Below are 16,284 nucleotides of genomic sequence, written 5' to 3'. Positions count from 1 at the left end.
TCCTCGGAGTGCGGGGCCCTCTCACGTACCGCCTAGAAGTCCTCGTCCAGGTCCACCGAGCCCTCGACCGCCACCTGGTAGGCGGACGGGCGGCGCTCGAAGAAGTTGGTCAGCTCCTGGACGCCCTGGAGCTCCATGAAGGAGAACGGGTTCTCCGAGCCGTACACCGGGGCGAAGCCGAGGCGCTGGAGGCGCTGGTCGGCGACGCACTGGAGGTACTCGCGCATCGACTCGGTGTTCATGCCCGGCAGCCCGTCGCCGCACAGGTCGCGGCCGAACTGGAGCTCCGCCTCCACGGCCTCCTGCAGCATGTCGGTGACCTGCTGCCGGAGTGCGTCGTCGAAGAGGTCCGGCTCCTCCTTGCGGACGGTGTCCACGACCTCGAAGGCGAAGTTCATGTGCATCGTCTCGTCGCGGAAGACCCAGTTGGTGCCGGTCGCCAGGCCGTGCAGCAGGCCCCGGGACCGGAACCAGTACACGTAGGCGAAGGCGCCGTAGAAGAACAGGCCCTCGATGCACGCGGCGAAGCAGATCAGGTTCAGCAGGAAGCGGCGGCGGTCGGACGCCGTCTCCAGCTTCTCGATCTTCTCGACCGAGTCCATCCACTTGAAGCAGAACTGCGCCTTCTCGCGGATCGAGGGGATGTTCTCCACCGCGTCGAAGGCCGCCGCGCGGTCGTCCGGGTCGGGCAGGTAGGTGTCGAGCAGCGTCAGGTAGAACTGGACGTGCACGGCCTCCTCGAAGAGCTGACGGCTCAGGTACAGCCGCGCCTCCGGGGAGTTGATGTGCTTGTACAGCGTCAGCACCAGGTTGTTCGCCACGATCGAGTCGCCGGTCGCGAAGAACGCGACCAGGCGTCCGATCATGTGCTGCTCACCGGGGGTGAGCTTGGCGAGGTCGGCGACGTCCGAGTGGAGGTCGACCTCCTCCACGGTCCAGGTGTTCTTGATGGCGTCCCGGTAGCGCTCGTAGAAGTCCGGGTAGCGCATGGGGCGGAGCGTGAGCTCGAAGCCCGGGTCCAGGAGGTTCTTCTTCTCGGTGGAGCTCATTACTGGCAGGCCTCGCAGGACTCGGGGTTCTCAAGGGAGCAGGCGATCGCGTCCGCGTCGGGGGCCGCCTGCTGGACGGGGATCGGGGCGGCGGTCGTCGCGGCCCGGGCGGCGCGGGCGATCCGGGTGGCCGGGCGGGAGCGCAGGTAGTACGTCGTCTTCAGGCCCTGCTTCCAGGCGTACGCGTACATCGACGACAGCTTGCCGATGGTGGGCGTCTCCAGGAACAGGTTCAGCGACTGCGACTGGTCCAGGAACGGGGTGCGGGCGGCGGCCATGTCGATCAGGCCGCGCTGCGGGATCTCCCAGGCCGTGCGGTACAGCTCGCGCACCTCGGCCGGGACCCAGGTGAAGCCCTGCACCGAGCCGTTGGCGTCGCGCAGCGCCTCGCGGGTCTGCGCGTCCCACACGCCGAGCTCCTTCAGCTCGGCCACCAGGTACGAGTTGACCTGGAGGAACTCGCCCGACAGCGTCTCGCGCTTGAACAGGTTGGACACCTGCGGCTCGATGCACTCGTACACGCCGGCGATCGAGGCGATCGTCGCGGTCGGCGCGATGGCGAGGAGCAGCGAGTTGCGCATGCCGACGGCGGCGATCCGCTCGCGCAGCGCGGCCCAGCGCTCCGGCCAGTTCAGCTCCACGTCGTAGTGGTCGGGGTGCAGCACGCCGCGGGCGGCGCGGGTCTTCTCCCAGGCGGGGAGCGGGCCGTTGCGCTCGGCCAGGTCGGCGGACGCCTCGTACGCGGCGAGCATGATCCGCTCGGCGATCCGGGTGGAGAGCGCCCGCGCCTCCGGGGAGTCGAAGGGCAGCCGCAACTGGAAGAAGACGTCCTGGAGGCCCATGGCGCCCAGGCCGACCGGGCGCCAGCGGGAGTTGGAGCGGCCCGCCTGCTCGGTCGGGTAGAAGTTGATGTCCACGACCCGGTCGAGGAAGGTGACGGCCGTGCGGACGGTGGCGTCCAGGCGTTCCCAGTCGATGTCGCCGTTCCGCACGAACGCGCCGAGGTTGACCGAGCCCAGGTTGCAGACCGCGGTCTCGCCGTCGTCGGTGACCTCCAGGATCTCCGTGCAGAGGTTGGAGGAGTGGACGGTGTGGCCGGGCTCGGCGGTCTGGTTGGCCGTCCGGTTCGAGGCGTCCTTGAAGGTCATCCAGCCGTTGCCGGTCTGGGCCAGGGTCCGCATCATCCGGCCGTACAGGTCGCGGGCCGGCATCGTCTTGCGGGCGAGCCCGGCCGCCTCGGCCGCGCGGTAGGCGGCGTCGAACTCGTCGCCCCACAGGTCGACCAGCTCGGGCACGTCCGACGGGGAGAACAGCGACCACTCGGCGTCGGCGTTCACGCGGCGCATGAACTCGTCCGGGACCCAGTGCGCCAGGTTGAGGTTGTGCGTGCGGCGCTGGTCCTCGCCCGTGTTGTCGCGGAGTTCCAGGAACTCCTCGATGTCCGCGTGCCAGGTCTCCAGGTAGACGGCGGCGGCGCCCTTGCGCCGGCCGCCCTGGTTCACGGCCGCGACGGAGGCGTCCAGGGTCTTCAGGAACGGCACGATGCCGTTGGAGTGCCCGTTGGTGCCGCGGATCAGGGAACCGCGGGCGCGGATCCGGGAGTACGAGAGGCCGATGCCGCCCGCGTGCTTCGAGAGGCGCGCGACCTGGTGGTAGCGGTCGTAGATGGAGTCCAGCTCGTCCTGGGGGGAGTCCAGGAGGTAGCAGGAGGACATCTGCGGGTGGCGGGTGCCGGAGTTGAAGAGCGTCGGCGAGGACGGCAGGTAGTCCAGGCGGCTCATCAGGCCGTACAGCGCGGTGACCTCGTCGAGCGCGCGGACGCTCTCGTCCTCGGCCAGGCCGCAGGCGACGCGCAGCATGAAGTGCTGGGGGGTCTCGATCACCTTGCGGGTGATCGGGTGGCGCAGCAGGTAGCGCGAGTAGAGGGTGCGCAGGCCGAAGTAGCCGAAGCGGTCGTCGCCGGCCGGGTCGATCGCCGCGTCGAGACGGTCGGCGTGCAGCGCGACGAACCCGGCGGTCCGGTCCGCGATCAGGCCCTCGCGGTGGCCCACGGCCACGGAGGCGGAGAAGGCGACGGAGCCCTGGGAGGCGGCCTCGTCCGCGATGGTGAGGGTGAGGAGGCGGGCGGCGAGCCGGGAGTACGCGGGGTCCTCGGCGATCAGGCCGGCGGCCGCCTCGGTGGCCAGCTCGCGCAGCTCCGCCTCGTCCGACGCGGCGCTGCGGCCGCGCAGCGCGGCGGCGGCGACCTTGCCGGGGTCGGTGTCGGGGAGATCGGCGGTGAGGTCGGTCAGGGTCCGCAGCAGCACGGTCCCGGGTCCGTCGCTCTCGACCGCGGAAGCCTCGGCCGAAGCCGGATCGGCGGGCGCGATGGTCACGTGGGGGCTCTCCCTCGCTCGGCTCGGGGCCGCGGGGAGGGAAGGCGGGCAGGCGGGCGTCCAGGCACGACGCGCCGCGTCCGCCGGCCCACTCCGCGAGGCCCGGACGTCTGTGGCACCCGGGCCGGACGGACCGGGCGCGCTGACGGCAGGTGCTCGGACTCGCTCCGGACGAAACAGCACGAAGCACACCGTTGCGGGACAGTTCCGGATTCGCGCCGGATTCCCCTGCGTCGACAGCGAGGACGAGCATACATGTGGGGGGCGCTGCTCGTGGCACCCCCCACATGTTGTGTCACCCCGGGGGTGGAGGGGAGGCTCAGAACTCCAAGGAGTAGGTGCGCAGCGGGTGATCGGGGATCGGCTCCCAGTCCCGGTGCGGGGTGCGGACGAAGCCCAGGCGCTCGTAGATCCGGTGCGCGGAGACCATCACGGCGTCCGTGGAGAGCACGATCCGGGCGCACCCCGGGAGGGCCCGCGCCCGGTCGGTACAGGCCCGTACGAGCGCCTCCCCGATGCCCCGGCCGCGGGCCTCCCGGGCGACCACGAGCATCCGGAACTCGGCCTCGCCCTCCACGGCGATGTCGGCCCACGGCGTGCCGCCCCGGGCGAAGGTCACCCCGCCGACGATCCGGCCCGCCGCGGTCCCGGTGTCCTCCGCGACGAGGACCTCGCTCTCGCGGGCCCGCCGCGCGGTGTCCCGCAGCACCGCCAGGTAGGAGTCCTCGGCCCCGTGCGCCAGCAGTCCGTCGTCCAGATAGGTGCGCCCGGTCAGCTCGCCGAGCGCCTCGTACTCCTCGGGCCGTACCGCCCTGATCGTGAAGTCCATGGGTGCAGTGTGCCCGCCGGGGACGCGACGGGGCCCGGGGGTCTCCCTGCGGAGGCCCCCGGGCCCGTCGTACGCGCGCGAGGTCAGTGCGTCGGCGCGGTGGTCTTCTCCATCTCGACCTTCACGCCCGGGTCGCCGGCGTCCGCCGTGTAGTCGGACGGCGAGGTCTCGTCCACGCCCTCGGGGGCCTTGACGGCCTTGAGGACGAAGGTGAGGACCACGGTGACCAGGACGTTGAGGACGAAGGCGGTGAGACCGATGTAGCCGATCTCGCCGATGCCCGGGATCTCGGCGGAGGAGCCGCCGAAGTGCTTCTGGGTCGGGCTGGCGACGCCGTACGCGGCGACCGTGCCGTAGACCATGCCGACCGCCCAGCCCGCGAGCAGCGCCCAGCGGTGGAACCAGCGGGTGAACAGGCCGCCGACCAGGGCCGGGAAGGTCTGCAGGATCCAGATGCCGCCGAGGAGCTGGAAGTTGATCGCGACCGTCTTGTCCATGGTGAGGACGAAGACGAGCGCGCCGACCTTCACCAGGAGGGAGACCAGCTTGGAGACCTTGGTCTCCTGGGCCGGGGTCGCGTCCGGCTTGATGAAGTCCTTGTAGATGTTGCGGGTGAAGAGGTTGGCCGCGGCGATCGACATGATCGCGGCCGGGACGAGCGCGCCGATGCCGATCGCGGCGAACGCGACGCCCGCGAACCAGTCCGGGAACATGGTCTCGAAGAGCTGCGGGATGGCGAGCTGGCCGTTCTTCACCTTGATCCCGGCGGCGATCGCCATGAAGCCGAGCAGCGCGAGCAGGCCCAGCATCAGCGAGTACAGCGGCAGGATCGTGGTGTTGCGGCGGATGACCTCGCGGCTCCGGGACGACAGGGTCGCCGTGATGGAGTGCGGGTACATGAAGAGCGCGAGCGCGGAGCCGAGCGCGAGCGTCGCGTACGTCCACTGGCCCGCCTCGCCGGGGACGAGCGCGCCGCGCGGCTTGCCGGTCGCCGGATTGGTCTGCGCGAACGCCTCGCCCGCCTTGGCGAAGATCTCGTCGAAGCCGCCCAGCTTGATCGGGATGTAGATGATCGCCACCGCGATGACGAGGTAGATCAGGGTGTCCTTGACGAAGGCGATGAGCGCGGGGGCGCGCAGGCCCGAGGAGTACGTGTACGCCGCGAGGACGCCGAAGGCGAGGAGCAGCGGCAGGTCCTTGACGAACCAGTGCGTGGTCTCGCCGCCGCCGACGCCCATCACGTCCAGGACGGCCTGGATGCCGACGAGCTGGAGCGCGATGTACGGCATGGTGGCGAGGATGCCGGTGACCGCCACCGCGAGCGACAGGCCCTTGGAGCCGAAGCGGCCCCGGACGAAGTCGGAGGTGGTCACGTACCCGTGCTTGTGCGACACCGACCACAGGCGGGGCAGGAAGGTGAAGATCAGCGGGTACACCAGGATCGTGTACGGGACGGCGAAGAAGCCGGCCGCGCCCGCCGCGTAGATGGCGGCGGGGACGGCGACGAAGGTGTACGCCGTGTAGAGGTCGCCGCCGAGCAGGAACCACGTCACCCAGGTGCCGAACGACCGGCCGCCGAGGCCCCATTCGTCGAGGCTGTGCTCGTTCTCGGCCTTGCGCCACTTGGCCGCCAGGAAGCCCATGACCGTGACGGCCAGGAAGAAGAAGACGAAGACGCCGAGCGCCACGCCGTTCACGCCGTCCTTCATCGCGCGTCACCTCCCCTGCGGGACCGCTGGTCCCGCTGCCACAGCTTGTACGCGATCATGGTGAGCACGGTGGAGACCAGCACCCAGAGCATCTGGTACCAGTAGAAGAAGGGGATGCCGGCGAAGAGCGGCTCCACCTTCGCGTAGGAACCCACCCACAGCATCGCCACGAACGGGGCGACGAGGCAGAGCGCGATCACCGCCCGCAGGGGGGTGACGACCGGTTGCCGTACCGGTGCCGCTTCCTCGTGTGGCGTTTTCCCGCGTGCCGCTTCTGGCATGGCGATTCCGTCCCCTCGCTGATCACCTCGGTGGTGGTGGGGAAATCTAGGGGACGCGTCCGTGGCATGGAACCCCTGTCCGCATAACGGATGCGACGCGTCGGTGGAGGTGTGGTGAGGACGGACGCGGCGGGTGCCGGAGCCGGCCCTCCCCGGGCGGAAGGCGCCGGGCGCCGGCGCGACCCCGGCGGCCTCCGGCGCGGCTTCCGGAAACGCCGGACGGCCGCGCCCGGGGGCGCGGCCGTCCGGTGTCGTGGGTGCGTTCAGTCGTGGGGGCGCCGGAGGCGGGCCACGAACTTGTACCGGTCGCCGCGGTAGACGGACCGGACCCACTCGACCGGCTCGCCCCGCGCGTCCAGGGAGTGGCGGGAGAGCATCAGCATCGGCAGGCCCACGTCCGTGCCGAGCAGCCCCGCCTCGCGCGGGGTGGCGAGGGAGGTCTCGATGGTCTCCTCGGCCTCGGCGAGGTGCACGTCGTAGACCTCGGCGAGCGCGGTGTAGAGCGAGGTGTACTTGACGAGCGAGCGGCGCAGGGCCGGGAAGCGCTTCGCGGACAGGTGGGTGGTCTCGATCGCCATCGGCTCCCCGCTGGCGAGCCGCAGGCGCTCGATGCGGAGCACCCGGCCGCCGGCCGTGATGTCGAGCAGCCCGGCGAGGGTGTCGTCGGCGGTGACGTAGCCGATGTCGAGGAGCTGCGAGGTGGGCTCCAGGCCCTGGGCGCGCATGTCCTCGGTGTACGAGGTGAGTTGGAGGGCCTGGGAGACCTTGGGCTTGGCCACGAAGGTGCCCTTGCCCTGGATGCGCTCCAGACGTCCCTCGACGACCAGTTCCTGGAGTGCCTGGCGCACGGTGGTGCGCGAGGTGTCGAACTCGGTGGCGAGGGTCCGTTCCGGCGGGACCGGCGTGCCGGGCGGCAGGGTCTCCGTCATGTCGAGCAAGTGCCGCTTCAGCCGGTAGTACTTGGGCACGCGCGCGGTGCGGGTGGGTGTCCCGCTCTCTGTCTCCGTGCTGCCCGCGTCCGTGGCCATGGCCTGCCTTCCCGACTCCTGTGCTGTTGCCGTCACCGGCTCCTCCGTCTGTCGCGGCTCACATGGTGGCACGCTTCGTGTGCCACCCCGGTTTCTCCTGCCGATACGTGCCGCTTCGGCGAGGAGGAGGCGTCCCCTGCTTCTTATACACCGCACTCTCCCCCGTTGGTCTAGGCCATTCGGCCGGGAGGTGAAAGGCTCGCCCCGGCGGGAGGGAGGGCCCTTCCGGTCCGCCGGGCGCGCGGGGGGTGTTCGGTGCGGCCGGCGCGGTTCCGCGGCCGGGACCGGACGCGGGCCAGGTGTCGGTCCGGTAACGGACGCCCATACCCGTCTTGCGCACCCTTGACACCCAAAAAGGTCTAGGCCAAGCTCCGGGTACTGGTCTAAACCATTCAAAGACCAGGTCCCGGCCCCACGAGCATTACCCGACGTATGTCTTCGCGCGGTGGGCAGGGGGGTTGCAGGCATCCCTGAGGAGGGTGGCGTGAAGCGCAAGCTCATCGCGGCGATCGGTGTCGCGGGCATGATGGTCTCTATCGCGGCGTGTGGCGGCTCGGACAACAAGGGCGGTGGCAGCGCCGGCGGCGACGCCAAGGAGATCACCGTCTGGCTGACCGTCGACGCCCAGAACAACTGGCCCGAGCTGGTCAAGGCCGCGGACGACGCGGTGACCAAGAAGCACCCCGGCATCACGATCAAGCACGAGTACTACGGCTGGCCGGACAAGAACACCAAGCTGGACGCCGTCCTCGCCACGGACAAGGCCCCGGACGTTGTCGAGATGGGCAACTCCGAGATGATCAGCTACATGGCCAAGGGCGCCTTCGCCGAGGTCGACCCCTCGAAGTTCGCCAACTCCGACAAGTGGCTCGACGCCCTCAAGGAGTCGGTCACCTACAACGGCAAGACCTACGGCGTCCCCTACTACGCCGGTGGCCGCGTGGGCACCTGGCGCAAGGACGTCGCCGCCGAGGCCGGCGTGAAGGCCGTCCCGAAGACCTGGGCCGAGCTGACCGCCGCCCTCGACGCCATCCAGGCGAAGAAGGGCCCGAAGTTCAGCGCCTGGTACCAGCCGTCGCCGGACTGGTACGCCGCGATGTCCTTCGTCTACGACGCGGGCGGCTCCATCGCCAAGCAGGACGGCGAGACCTGGAAGGCGAACCTCTCCTCGCCGGAGTCCCTCAAGGGCCTCACCGAGTACAAGAACATCCTCGACAAGTACATGCACGCCGACAAGACGAAGGACGAGTCCGACCGTCCCGTCGTCTTCGGCCAGGGCAACTCCGCCACGATCTTCGCCGCCGGCTGGGAGGGCGCCACCGCCGCCGACCCGAAGTCCGACAAGGTCGGCGGGCTGAAGGACAAGCTCGAGAACTTCGTGATGCCCGGCCCGTCCGGCAAGAACATCCCGGTCTTCCTCGGCGGCTCCGACCTGGCCGTCCCGGTCAAGTCCAAGGCGCAGGGCATCGCGGCCGAGTGGATCGCCGCCTTCACCGGCCCCGAGGGCCAGAAGGGTCTCGTCGCCAAGGGCAACCTGCCCAACAACAAGGCCGACCTCGCCCCGTTGAAGAGCGACCCGGCCACCGCCGTCCCGGCCACCGCCGCCGAGTCGAGCTACTTCGTCCCGACCGCTCCCGGCTGGGGCCAGGTCGAGAAGGCCCAGACCCTCAAGACGATGCTCATCGACATCGCCAAGGGCAAGTCGGTCGAGGAGGCCGCCAAGGCCGCCGACGCCGCGATCGACAAGGTCATCAACACCAAGTGACCTGTGGGCAGGGCCCCGTCGCGCGACGGGGCCCTGCTGCCCGTACCACGAGAGGGATCGCTGAGGAGCACGGGATGAGTGCCGCAGACACAACCACCGCGAAGGTGCCGCCGGTGCGGCAATCGCCATCCTCCGGCTCAGCGGCCGGAGCCCCGGGAAAGCCCGGCAGGAAGTCGAACGGCGGGGCGGGCGTCCCATGGCTGCTTCTCGCGCCATGCCTCCTGGTCCTGCTCCTGGTGCTGGGCTACCCCCTGGTCCGCCTGGTCACCCTCTCGTTCCAGAAGTTCGGCCAGCCCCAGCTCTGGGGCTTCCAGGAAGCGGAGTCGGCCGGCTTCGAGAACTTCACCCGGATCCTCGGTGACGGCGAGTTCTGGTCCGTCGTCCTGCGCACGATCGTCTTCGCGGCCGGCGCGGTGATCCTCACCATGGTCCTGGGCATGATGATCGCGCTCCTGCTCCAGCGGGTCTCCGGCTGGGTCAAGGCGCTCATCAACATCGTGCTCGTGGCCAGCTGGGGCATGCCCATCATCGTCGCGACCGCCATCTTCAAGTGGCTCTTCGACGCCGACTACGGCGTCCTGAACTGGCTCCTCAGCCGTCTGCCCGGCGTCGACATGATCGGCCACAACTGGTTCGCCAGCGGCCCCCAGGGCCTCGCCGTGATCATGCTGCTCGTCGTCTGGGGCGCCGTCCCCTTCGTGGTGATCACCCTGAGCGCCGGCCTCACGCAGGTGCCCAAGGAACTCGAAGAGGCCGCCCGGCTCGACGGCGCGGGCGCCTGGGGTGTCTTCCGCTTCGTCACCCTGCCCGTCCTCAAGCCCATCATCGTCATGCTGACCACGCTCTCGGTGATCTGGGACATGGGCGTCTTCCCGCAGGTCTACGTGATGCGCAACGGCCACCCCGAGCCCGAGTTCCAGCTCCTCACCACGTACTCCTTCGACAGGGCGTTCGTCGTCAACGACTACGGCACCGGCTCGGCGATCGCGCTGGTCACGGTCCTCCTGCTGCTCGGAGTCGTCGCCGTCTACATGCGCCAGATGCTCAAGATCGGAGATGTGGAGTGAGCGCCGCCAACGCCTCCGCGGACGCGACCGCCAAGGCCCCGGTGCCCGTGGTCCACCGCAGCAAGTCCAAGGCCGGCTGGAACCTCCTCGGCCTGCTCGTCGTCCTCACGGCCGGCTTCCCGGTCTACTGGATGATCAACACGGCGTTCAAGCCCGCCAAGGACGCCATCGACCCCGACCCGCACTTCTTCCCGTCGACCTTCACGCTCGACAACTTCGGGCGCGCCCTCGACATCGCGGACTTCTGGGGCCCGGTCGGCCGCAGCCTCGTCGTCTCGCTCGTCGTGGTCGTCATCGGCATCGCGGTCGGCCTGCTCGCCGCCCTCGCGATCTCCCGCTTCGCCTTCCGCGGCCGCAAGATCGTGATCGTCGGCATCCTGGCGGTCCAGATGATCCCGCTCGTCGCCATGATCATCCCGGTCTTCCTGCTCCTCAACGACCTGGGCCAGTACGACAGGCTCACCGGCCTGATCATCACGTACCTGACCTTCGTCCTCCCCTTCACGGTGTGGACCCTCCGCGGCTTCATCGTGAACATCCCCAAGGAGCTGGAGGAGGCCGCGCAGGTCGACGGCTGCACCCGCACCGGCGCCTTCCTCCGGGTCGTCTTCCCGCTGCTCGCCCCGGGCATGGTCGCGACCTCGGTCTACGGCTTCATCCAGGCGTGGAACGAGTACCTGTACGCCCTGATGCTGATGAGCCAGCCGAACCAGACGGCCACCGTCTGGCTGAGCAACTTCATCACCAAGAACGGCACCGAGTACGCCCCGATGATGGCCGGCTCCACGATGATGGCCGTCCCCATCGTGATCCTCTTCCTCCTTGTCCAGCGCAAGATGGCCGCGGGTCTCACGGCCGGCGCGGTGAAGGGATAACGGCTCCCCATGACGACACTCGTACAAGGCTCGGACACCCTGACGCGCGACGCGCTCGCGGTCCTCCAGCCCGGCTTCGTCGGCACCACCGCCCCCGACTGGCTGCTCCGCCGCATCGGCGAGGGCCTGTCGTCGGTCGGCCTCTTCGGCCGGAACATCGCCACCCCCGAGCAGCTCACCGCGCTCACCGCGCAGCTCAGGGCCGAGCGGGACGACGTCCTCGTCGCCATCGACGAGGAGGGGGGCGACGTCACCCGCCTGGAGGTCCGGCAGGGCTCCTCCTTCCCCGGCAACTACGCGCTGGGCAGCGTCGACGACGTCGAGCTCACCCGGGCCGTGGCCCGCGAACTCGGCCGCCGGCTCGCGCTGTGCGGGGTGGACCTCAACTGGGCGCCCTCGGCGGACGTCAACTCCGACGCCGAGAACCCGGTCATCGGCGTCCGCTCCTTCGGGGCCGACCCGGACCTGGTGGCCCGGCACACCGTGGCGTACGTGGAGGGCCTCCAGGGCGCCGGGGTCGCGGCCTGCACGAAGCACTTCCCCGGGCACGGCGACACCAACGTGGACTCCCACGACGCGCTGCCCCGGATCGATGTGGACCTCGCCACACTGCACGCCCGTGAGCTGGCACCTTTCCGCTCGGCCGTCGCCGCGGGTACCAAAGCGGTCATGAGCGCGCATATCCTTCTGTCCGCGCTCGACCCCCACCGCCCGGCCACCCTGAGCCCGCAGATCCTCACCGGTCTGCTGCGCCAGGAGCTGGGCTTCGAGGGGCTGATCGTCACCGACGGCATGGAGATGCGGGCCGTCTCGGCGACGTACGGCATCGAGCGCGGATCGGTCCTCGCCATCGCCGCGGGCGCCGACGCCATCTGCGTCGGCGGCGGGCTGTGCGACGAGGACACCGTACTGCGGCTGCGCGACGCGCTCGTCGACGCGGTACGGACCGGTGAACTGCCCGAGGAGCGGCTGGCCGACGCCGCGGCGCGCGTGCGCGCCCTGGCGGCCTGGACCAGGTCGCACCGGGCCAGGGGGGCTGGATCGGTGCCGGGCGCGGCAGTGCAGGAGGGGACCGCGCCCGGTACCGACATCGGACTGGTCGCCGCCCGCCGGGCCCTCCGGGTGACCCGCGGCGACCGGCCGTACGCGCCGGTGACCGAGGCCCCCTACGTGGCCTCCTTCACCCCGGTCGCGAACTTCGCGGTCGGCGACGAGACGCCCTGGGGCGTCGCCGCGGAGCTGGAGCGCCTCCTTCCCGGCACGGAGACCGGGTCGTACGGCGAGTCCTCCGTGGACGCCGTCCTCGCCGCCGCGGGGGAGCGCCGCGTCGTGGCGGTCGTACGGGACGCCCACCGGCACCCGTGGATGACCGAGGCCCTGGACGGTCTCCTCGCGGCCCGCCCCGACACCGTCGTGATCGAGATGGGCCTCAACGAGGCGGAGCCCCGGGGGGCCCTGCACATCGCCACGCACGGTGCGGCCCGGGTCTGCGGCCGCGCGGCCGCGGAGGCCGTCGTCGGGACCGGCGCCTGACCGCCGCTCCGGCACCCGTACGACGAGGGGCCCGGCACCTGAACAGGTGCCGGGCCCCTCGCGTCGTCACCGCGCCGCGACCGGGGGTCCGGGCGGATCAGATGCCCTGCCAGGCGGGCTTGCCGGCGAAGGTGTGCCGGAAGTAGTCCGCGAGCTTCAGCCGGGAGGCGGCCGCCTCGTCCACGACGATCGTGGCGTGCGGGTGCAGCTGGAGCGCGGAGGCCGGCACGAGGGCCGCCACCGGCCCCTCGACGGTCCGCGCCACGGCCTCGGCCTTGCCCTCGCCGGTGGCGAGCAGCACCAGGTGGCGGGCCTCCAGGATGGTGCCGATGCCCTGGGTGATGACGTGGTGCGGGACCTGCTCGATGTCGTCGTCGAAGAAGCGCGCGTTGTCCACCCGGGTCTGCTCGGTGAGCGTCTTGATCCGGGTGCGGGAGGCGAGCGAGGAACACGGCTCGTTGAAGCCGATGTGCCCGTCGGTGCCGATCCCGAGGATCTGCAGGTCCACGCCGCCGGCGTCGCGCAGGGCCCGGTCGTACTCCTCGCAGGCCGCCTGGACGTCCTCGGCGGAGCCGTCGGGGCCCATGAAGGCGTCGGGGGAGAGGCCGAGCGGCTCGACGACCTGCCGGAGCACGGTGGAGCGGTACGACTCCGGGTGCCCGGCGGGGAGGCCGACGTACTCGTCCAGCTGGGCGATCCGGGCCCGCGAGACGTCCACGGAGCCCGCCTCGACCCGGGCCGTCAGGGCGGCGTAGACGGGCAGCGGGGTCGAACCCGTGGCCACGCCGAGCAGCGCGTCGGGCTTGCGGCGCAGGAGGTCGGCGATGCCGTCCGCGATGAGCTCGCCGCCCGCCTCGGCGTCCTTGACGATGACAACTTCCACGCTGTGCCTGCCGATCTGGTGAGGGGCTGGGAAGGGGTCCTGTGGTATAGACCAATCTGGGTCCAAATCTAGCAGAGGAGGGCGTCCCTTCTCATGCCGTTCCGCCCCTCGGGCGGCCCCGCCTCCATCCTCGGCCGCCCCCGCGGCCCCAGCCACTCGAACCCCGGCGCCTCCGGGGCGGGGGAGCGGGGAAGGGCGGGAGAGGGGGCGGAACGGTGGTGGGTCTCCGCGAGAGCGGCGCCACGGGCCGGCCGGCCCGGCGGGGACGGCCTCCCTGGCGGGGCGAAGGGTGGCGGTGCGGGGCGTGGAGGGTGCCGCGGGAGGGGCGGTGGGGGCGCCGCGGGAGGGGCGGCCGGGCCTTTGACGGCCGGACGCGCCGGCCCCGGAAACACCCGCGGGCCGCGGCGCCCGGCGGGACCCTCAGCCCGCCCGGCACCGCAGCCCGGAGTTGCCCGGCCGGGGGTGTGCGGTCCCTCGGCCGTGTGGGAGGTCTCGGCGCAGTCAGGGCAGAGAGCGCCGGGTACCTCGTTCCACCCTCCTGTGCGGGGAGGATGGAAGCTCTGTCGCGCTCATTGTGGACTAGACCATTCTTCTCTGTCCATCCACGGGAACGCGGCCCTTCCCGTCCCATCCTCCAGTACGCGGCTCCGGAGATCCAGGTGCGCGGACCCCGCAATTCCGCGGGTACGCTCGCACCGTGCCCTCCATGAACGACCTCGTACGCCAGCACACCACCCTGAGCGACTCCGACCTCGAATGGCTCCACCTGCTGGTGTCGGAGTGGCAGCTGCTCTCCGACCTCTCCTTCGCCGACCTCGTCCTCTGGGTCCCCACCCTCGACGGCACGCGGTACGTCTCCGTCGCCCAGATGCGGCCGAACACCGGCCCCACCTCCTACCAGGACGACATGGTCGGCCACCTGGTCCCGCGCGGCCGCCGCCCGCTGCTCGACGCCGCCCTCGACGAGGGCCGGATCGTCCGCGAGGGCGACCCGGAGTGGCGCGAGGAGGTCCCGGTGCGGGTCGAGTCCATCCCCGTGCGCCGCGAGGGCCGGGTCCTCGGCGTCATCGCCCGCAACACCAACCTGCTGACCGTCCGCACCCCCTCCCGGCTGGAGCTGACCTACCTCCAGTCGGCCTCCGACCTCGCGCAGATGATCGCCGCCGGAACGTTTCCCTTCCCCGGCGAGCAGGTCGACATGGACTCCTCGCCCCGGGCCGGGGACGGCCTCGTCCGGCTGGACGCCGAGGGCGTCGTCCAGTACGCCTCGCCCAACGCGCTCTCCGCCTACCACCGGCTCGGCCTCGCCGCCGACCTCGTCGGCCAGCACCTCGGCCAGATCACCGCCGAACTCGCGCCCTCGCGCGGCCCGGTGGACGAGGCCCTGGTCACCCTGGCCTCTGGTTACGCGCCGCGCGAGTTCGAGGTCGAGGGCAACAGCGGGGTGATCCAGCTGCGGGCGATCCCGCTCAAGCCCAAGGGCACCCGCATCGGTTCCCTCGTCCTGCTCCGGGACGTCACCGAACTGCGCCGCCGCGAGCGCGAGTTGATCACCAAGGACGCCACCATCCGGGAGATCCACCACCGGGTGAAGAACAACCTCCAGACGGTGGCCGCCCTGCTCCGCCTCCAGGCCCGCCGGATGGACTCGGACCGGGGCCGCGAAGCCCTCGAAGAGGCCGTGCGGCGCGTCGGCTCGATCGCCATCGTGCACGAGACGCTGTCTCAGAACCTGGACGAGCGCGTCCAGTTCGACGAGATCGCCGACCGCGTCATCGCGATGGTGGCGGAGATCTCCCCGGGCAAGGTCACCTGCCGGCGCAACGGCCGCTTCGGCATCCTCGACGCCGAGGTCGCCACCCCGCTCTCCATGGTCCTGACCGAGATCCTCCAGAACGCCCTCGAACACGCCTTCGTGCAGGGGGAGCGGGGCACGGTCGAGGTCACCGCCGTCCGGAGCGAACTCCGCGCCGATCCCCGGCTTCTGATCACGGTCCAGGACGACGGCCGCGGCCTTCCCGAGGGTTTCGATCCGCAGCGGGCCGGAAATCTCGGACTCCAGATCGTACGCACCCTGGTGGAAGGGGAGTTGGGCGGAGGCTTCGACATGCTCCCGGCTTCCGGGCGCGGCACGAAGGTGGTCCTCGACATTCCCGTACGGCCGCAGAAGTAGCGTCCGCCGCCGGAATTCCGGCGGCGCGCACAGCAGCGAGCCCCGGACCGAAGGAAATCGGCCCGGGGCTCGAATGCTGTGGGTTGTTACTGCGCGCTGCGACTCAAGGGCGGTGCCTGCACACGCGATGTGTGCGCCGCTCGCCTGAGGCTGTCGTGGGGCGTCAGGCGCTGGCGTTGCGCGCCCGGTTGCGAGCGGCACGGCGCTTCATCGCGCGGCGCTCGTCCTCGCTGAGGCCACCCCAGACGCCGGAGTCCTGGCCGGACTCGAGCGCCCACTGCAGGCACTGCTCCATGACGGGGCAGCGGCGGCAGACGGCCTTGGCTTCCTCGATCTGCAGCAGCGCAGGACCGGTGTTGCCGATGGGGAAGAACAGCTCGGGGTCTTCCTCACGACAAACGGCGTTGTGACGCCAGTCCATGGCTGCTACCTCTCTTGGTATTACGTGCAGGTTGCTTGTGAATGTGAACGCTTTCACGAATCCCTCCGCAAGGGAAGGGCCGACTGCCAGATGAACTGGTGTGGTCCTTTGGACTGAGGAGGGGTTCTGGCTCTCAGTGGAGGCCGGTCTTGCGGGCCGTCCCGATCGCCAAGAAGAGACTCGCAAACCTCGGCAGCGGATACAACCCCTTCTGGAAAGTTTTTTTTGATTCCTCGGTGTCGGCTAGGTCACAGCCGTACTTCTTAGGGGTGGATACGCGCCTAAACGTTCGAGTG

At 70.6% G+C, this 16,284-nt stretch carries 13 protein-coding genes and 1 riboswitch; of the genes, 5 read left to right on the top strand and 8 right to left on the bottom strand.

The genetic code is table 11. The features are described 5' to 3' along the window. Window positions 1–32 precede the first annotated feature (32 nt). The 6 genes from ACFYZY_RS25375 to ACFYZY_RS25350 all read right to left on the bottom strand — a co-directional run bounded on the left by ACFYZY_RS25375 (window position 33) and on the right by ACFYZY_RS25350 (window position 7,271). Complete coding sequence (locus ACFYZY_RS25375) at window positions 33–1,049, bottom strand: ribonucleotide-diphosphate reductase subunit beta (protein ID WP_388698246.1); 1,017 nt, start codon at window positions 1,047–1,049, stop codon at window positions 33–35. Continuing rightward, window positions 1,049–3,424, bottom strand: a complete 2,376-nt coding sequence (locus ACFYZY_RS25370; RefSeq protein WP_388698244.1) for a ribonucleoside-diphosphate reductase subunit alpha — start codon at window positions 3,422–3,424, stop codon at window positions 1,049–1,051. Before ACFYZY_RS25370 ends, ACFYZY_RS25375 begins: the two co-directional genes overlap by 1 nt. A 151-nt stretch (window positions 3,425–3,575) precedes the next feature. Beyond that, window positions 3,576–3,652: riboswitch (cobalamin riboswitch) on the bottom strand. A gap of 91 nt (window positions 3,653–3,743) precedes the next feature. Further along, entirely contained in the window at window positions 3,744–4,253 is a 510-nt protein-coding gene (locus ACFYZY_RS25365; protein ID WP_388698241.1) for a GNAT family N-acetyltransferase, read from the bottom strand. Window positions 4,254–4,336: 83 nt separating this feature from the next. Then, window positions 4,337–5,962 carry a monocarboxylate uptake permease MctP gene (gene mctP, locus ACFYZY_RS25360; protein ID WP_388698239.1) on the bottom strand — a complete coding sequence of 542 codons (1,626 nt, stop codon included), beginning with the start codon at window positions 5,960–5,962 and terminating at the stop codon, window positions 4,337–4,339. Further along, a complete protein-coding gene (locus ACFYZY_RS25355) occupies window positions 5,959–6,243 on the bottom strand; it encodes a DUF3311 domain-containing protein (RefSeq protein WP_388698236.1) in 285 nt (94 codons plus the stop codon). Before ACFYZY_RS25355 ends, mctP begins: the two co-directional genes overlap by 4 nt. 263 nt (window positions 6,244–6,506) lie before the next feature. After that, on the bottom strand, window positions 6,507–7,271 hold the full coding sequence (locus ACFYZY_RS25350; protein ID WP_388698317.1) for a GntR family transcriptional regulator: 765 nt from the start codon (window positions 7,269–7,271) through the stop codon (window positions 6,507–6,509). A gap of 484 nt (window positions 7,272–7,755) precedes the next feature. Between ACFYZY_RS25350 and ACFYZY_RS25345 the strand changes: the two genes are divergently transcribed. The 4 genes from ACFYZY_RS25345 (at window position 7,756) to ACFYZY_RS25330 (ending at window position 12,511) form a co-directional block, all read left to right on the top strand. After that, window positions 7,756–9,036, top strand: a complete 1,281-nt coding sequence (locus tag ACFYZY_RS25345) for an extracellular solute-binding protein (RefSeq protein ID WP_388698233.1) — start codon at window positions 7,756–7,758, stop codon at window positions 9,034–9,036. Between the two features lie 74 nt (window positions 9,037–9,110). Continuing rightward, a complete protein-coding gene (locus ACFYZY_RS25340; protein WP_388698231.1) occupies window positions 9,111–10,103 on the top strand; it encodes a carbohydrate ABC transporter permease in 993 nt (330 codons plus the stop codon). 41 nt (window positions 10,104–10,144) lie between these two features. After that, window positions 10,145–10,978: a carbohydrate ABC transporter permease gene (locus ACFYZY_RS25335; RefSeq protein WP_388698314.1), complete on the top strand. Its 834-nt coding sequence runs from the start codon at window positions 10,145–10,147 to the stop codon at window positions 10,976–10,978. 9 nt (window positions 10,979–10,987) lie between these two features. Next, the gene (locus ACFYZY_RS25330) at window positions 10,988–12,511 is read left to right on the top strand and encodes a glycoside hydrolase family 3 protein (protein WP_388698228.1); all 1,524 of its coding nucleotides are present in this window, start codon (window positions 10,988–10,990) and stop codon (window positions 12,509–12,511) included. Window positions 12,512–12,608: 97 nt separating this feature from the next. Here ACFYZY_RS25330 and nagB read toward each other — a convergent pair whose 3' ends face one another. Further along, window positions 12,609–13,394 carry a glucosamine-6-phosphate deaminase gene (gene nagB / locus ACFYZY_RS25325; RefSeq protein ID WP_388698226.1) on the bottom strand — a complete coding sequence of 262 codons (786 nt, stop codon included), beginning with the start codon at window positions 13,392–13,394 and terminating at the stop codon, window positions 12,609–12,611. A gap of 706 nt (window positions 13,395–14,100) precedes the next feature. Between nagB and ACFYZY_RS25320 the strand changes: the two genes are divergently transcribed. After that, window positions 14,101–15,567, top strand: a complete 1,467-nt coding sequence (locus ACFYZY_RS25320) for a sensor histidine kinase (protein WP_388698312.1) — start codon at window positions 14,101–14,103, stop codon at window positions 15,565–15,567. Between the two features lie 163 nt (window positions 15,568–15,730). Here the strand turns inward: ACFYZY_RS25320 and ACFYZY_RS25315 are convergent, their stop codons facing one another. After that, entirely contained in the window at window positions 15,731–15,988 is a 258-nt protein-coding gene (locus ACFYZY_RS25315; protein WP_003953983.1) for a WhiB family transcriptional regulator, read from the bottom strand. Window positions 15,989–16,284: the final 296 nt, after the last annotated feature.

Origin of the sequence: Streptomyces sp. NPDC001744 (assembly GCF_042892575.1) — a bacterium.
In the GTDB taxonomy this organism is placed as follows: domain Bacteria; phylum Actinomycetota; class Actinomycetes; order Streptomycetales; family Streptomycetaceae; genus Streptomyces.
This window is presented reverse-complemented; position numbering and strand designations above follow the sequence as displayed.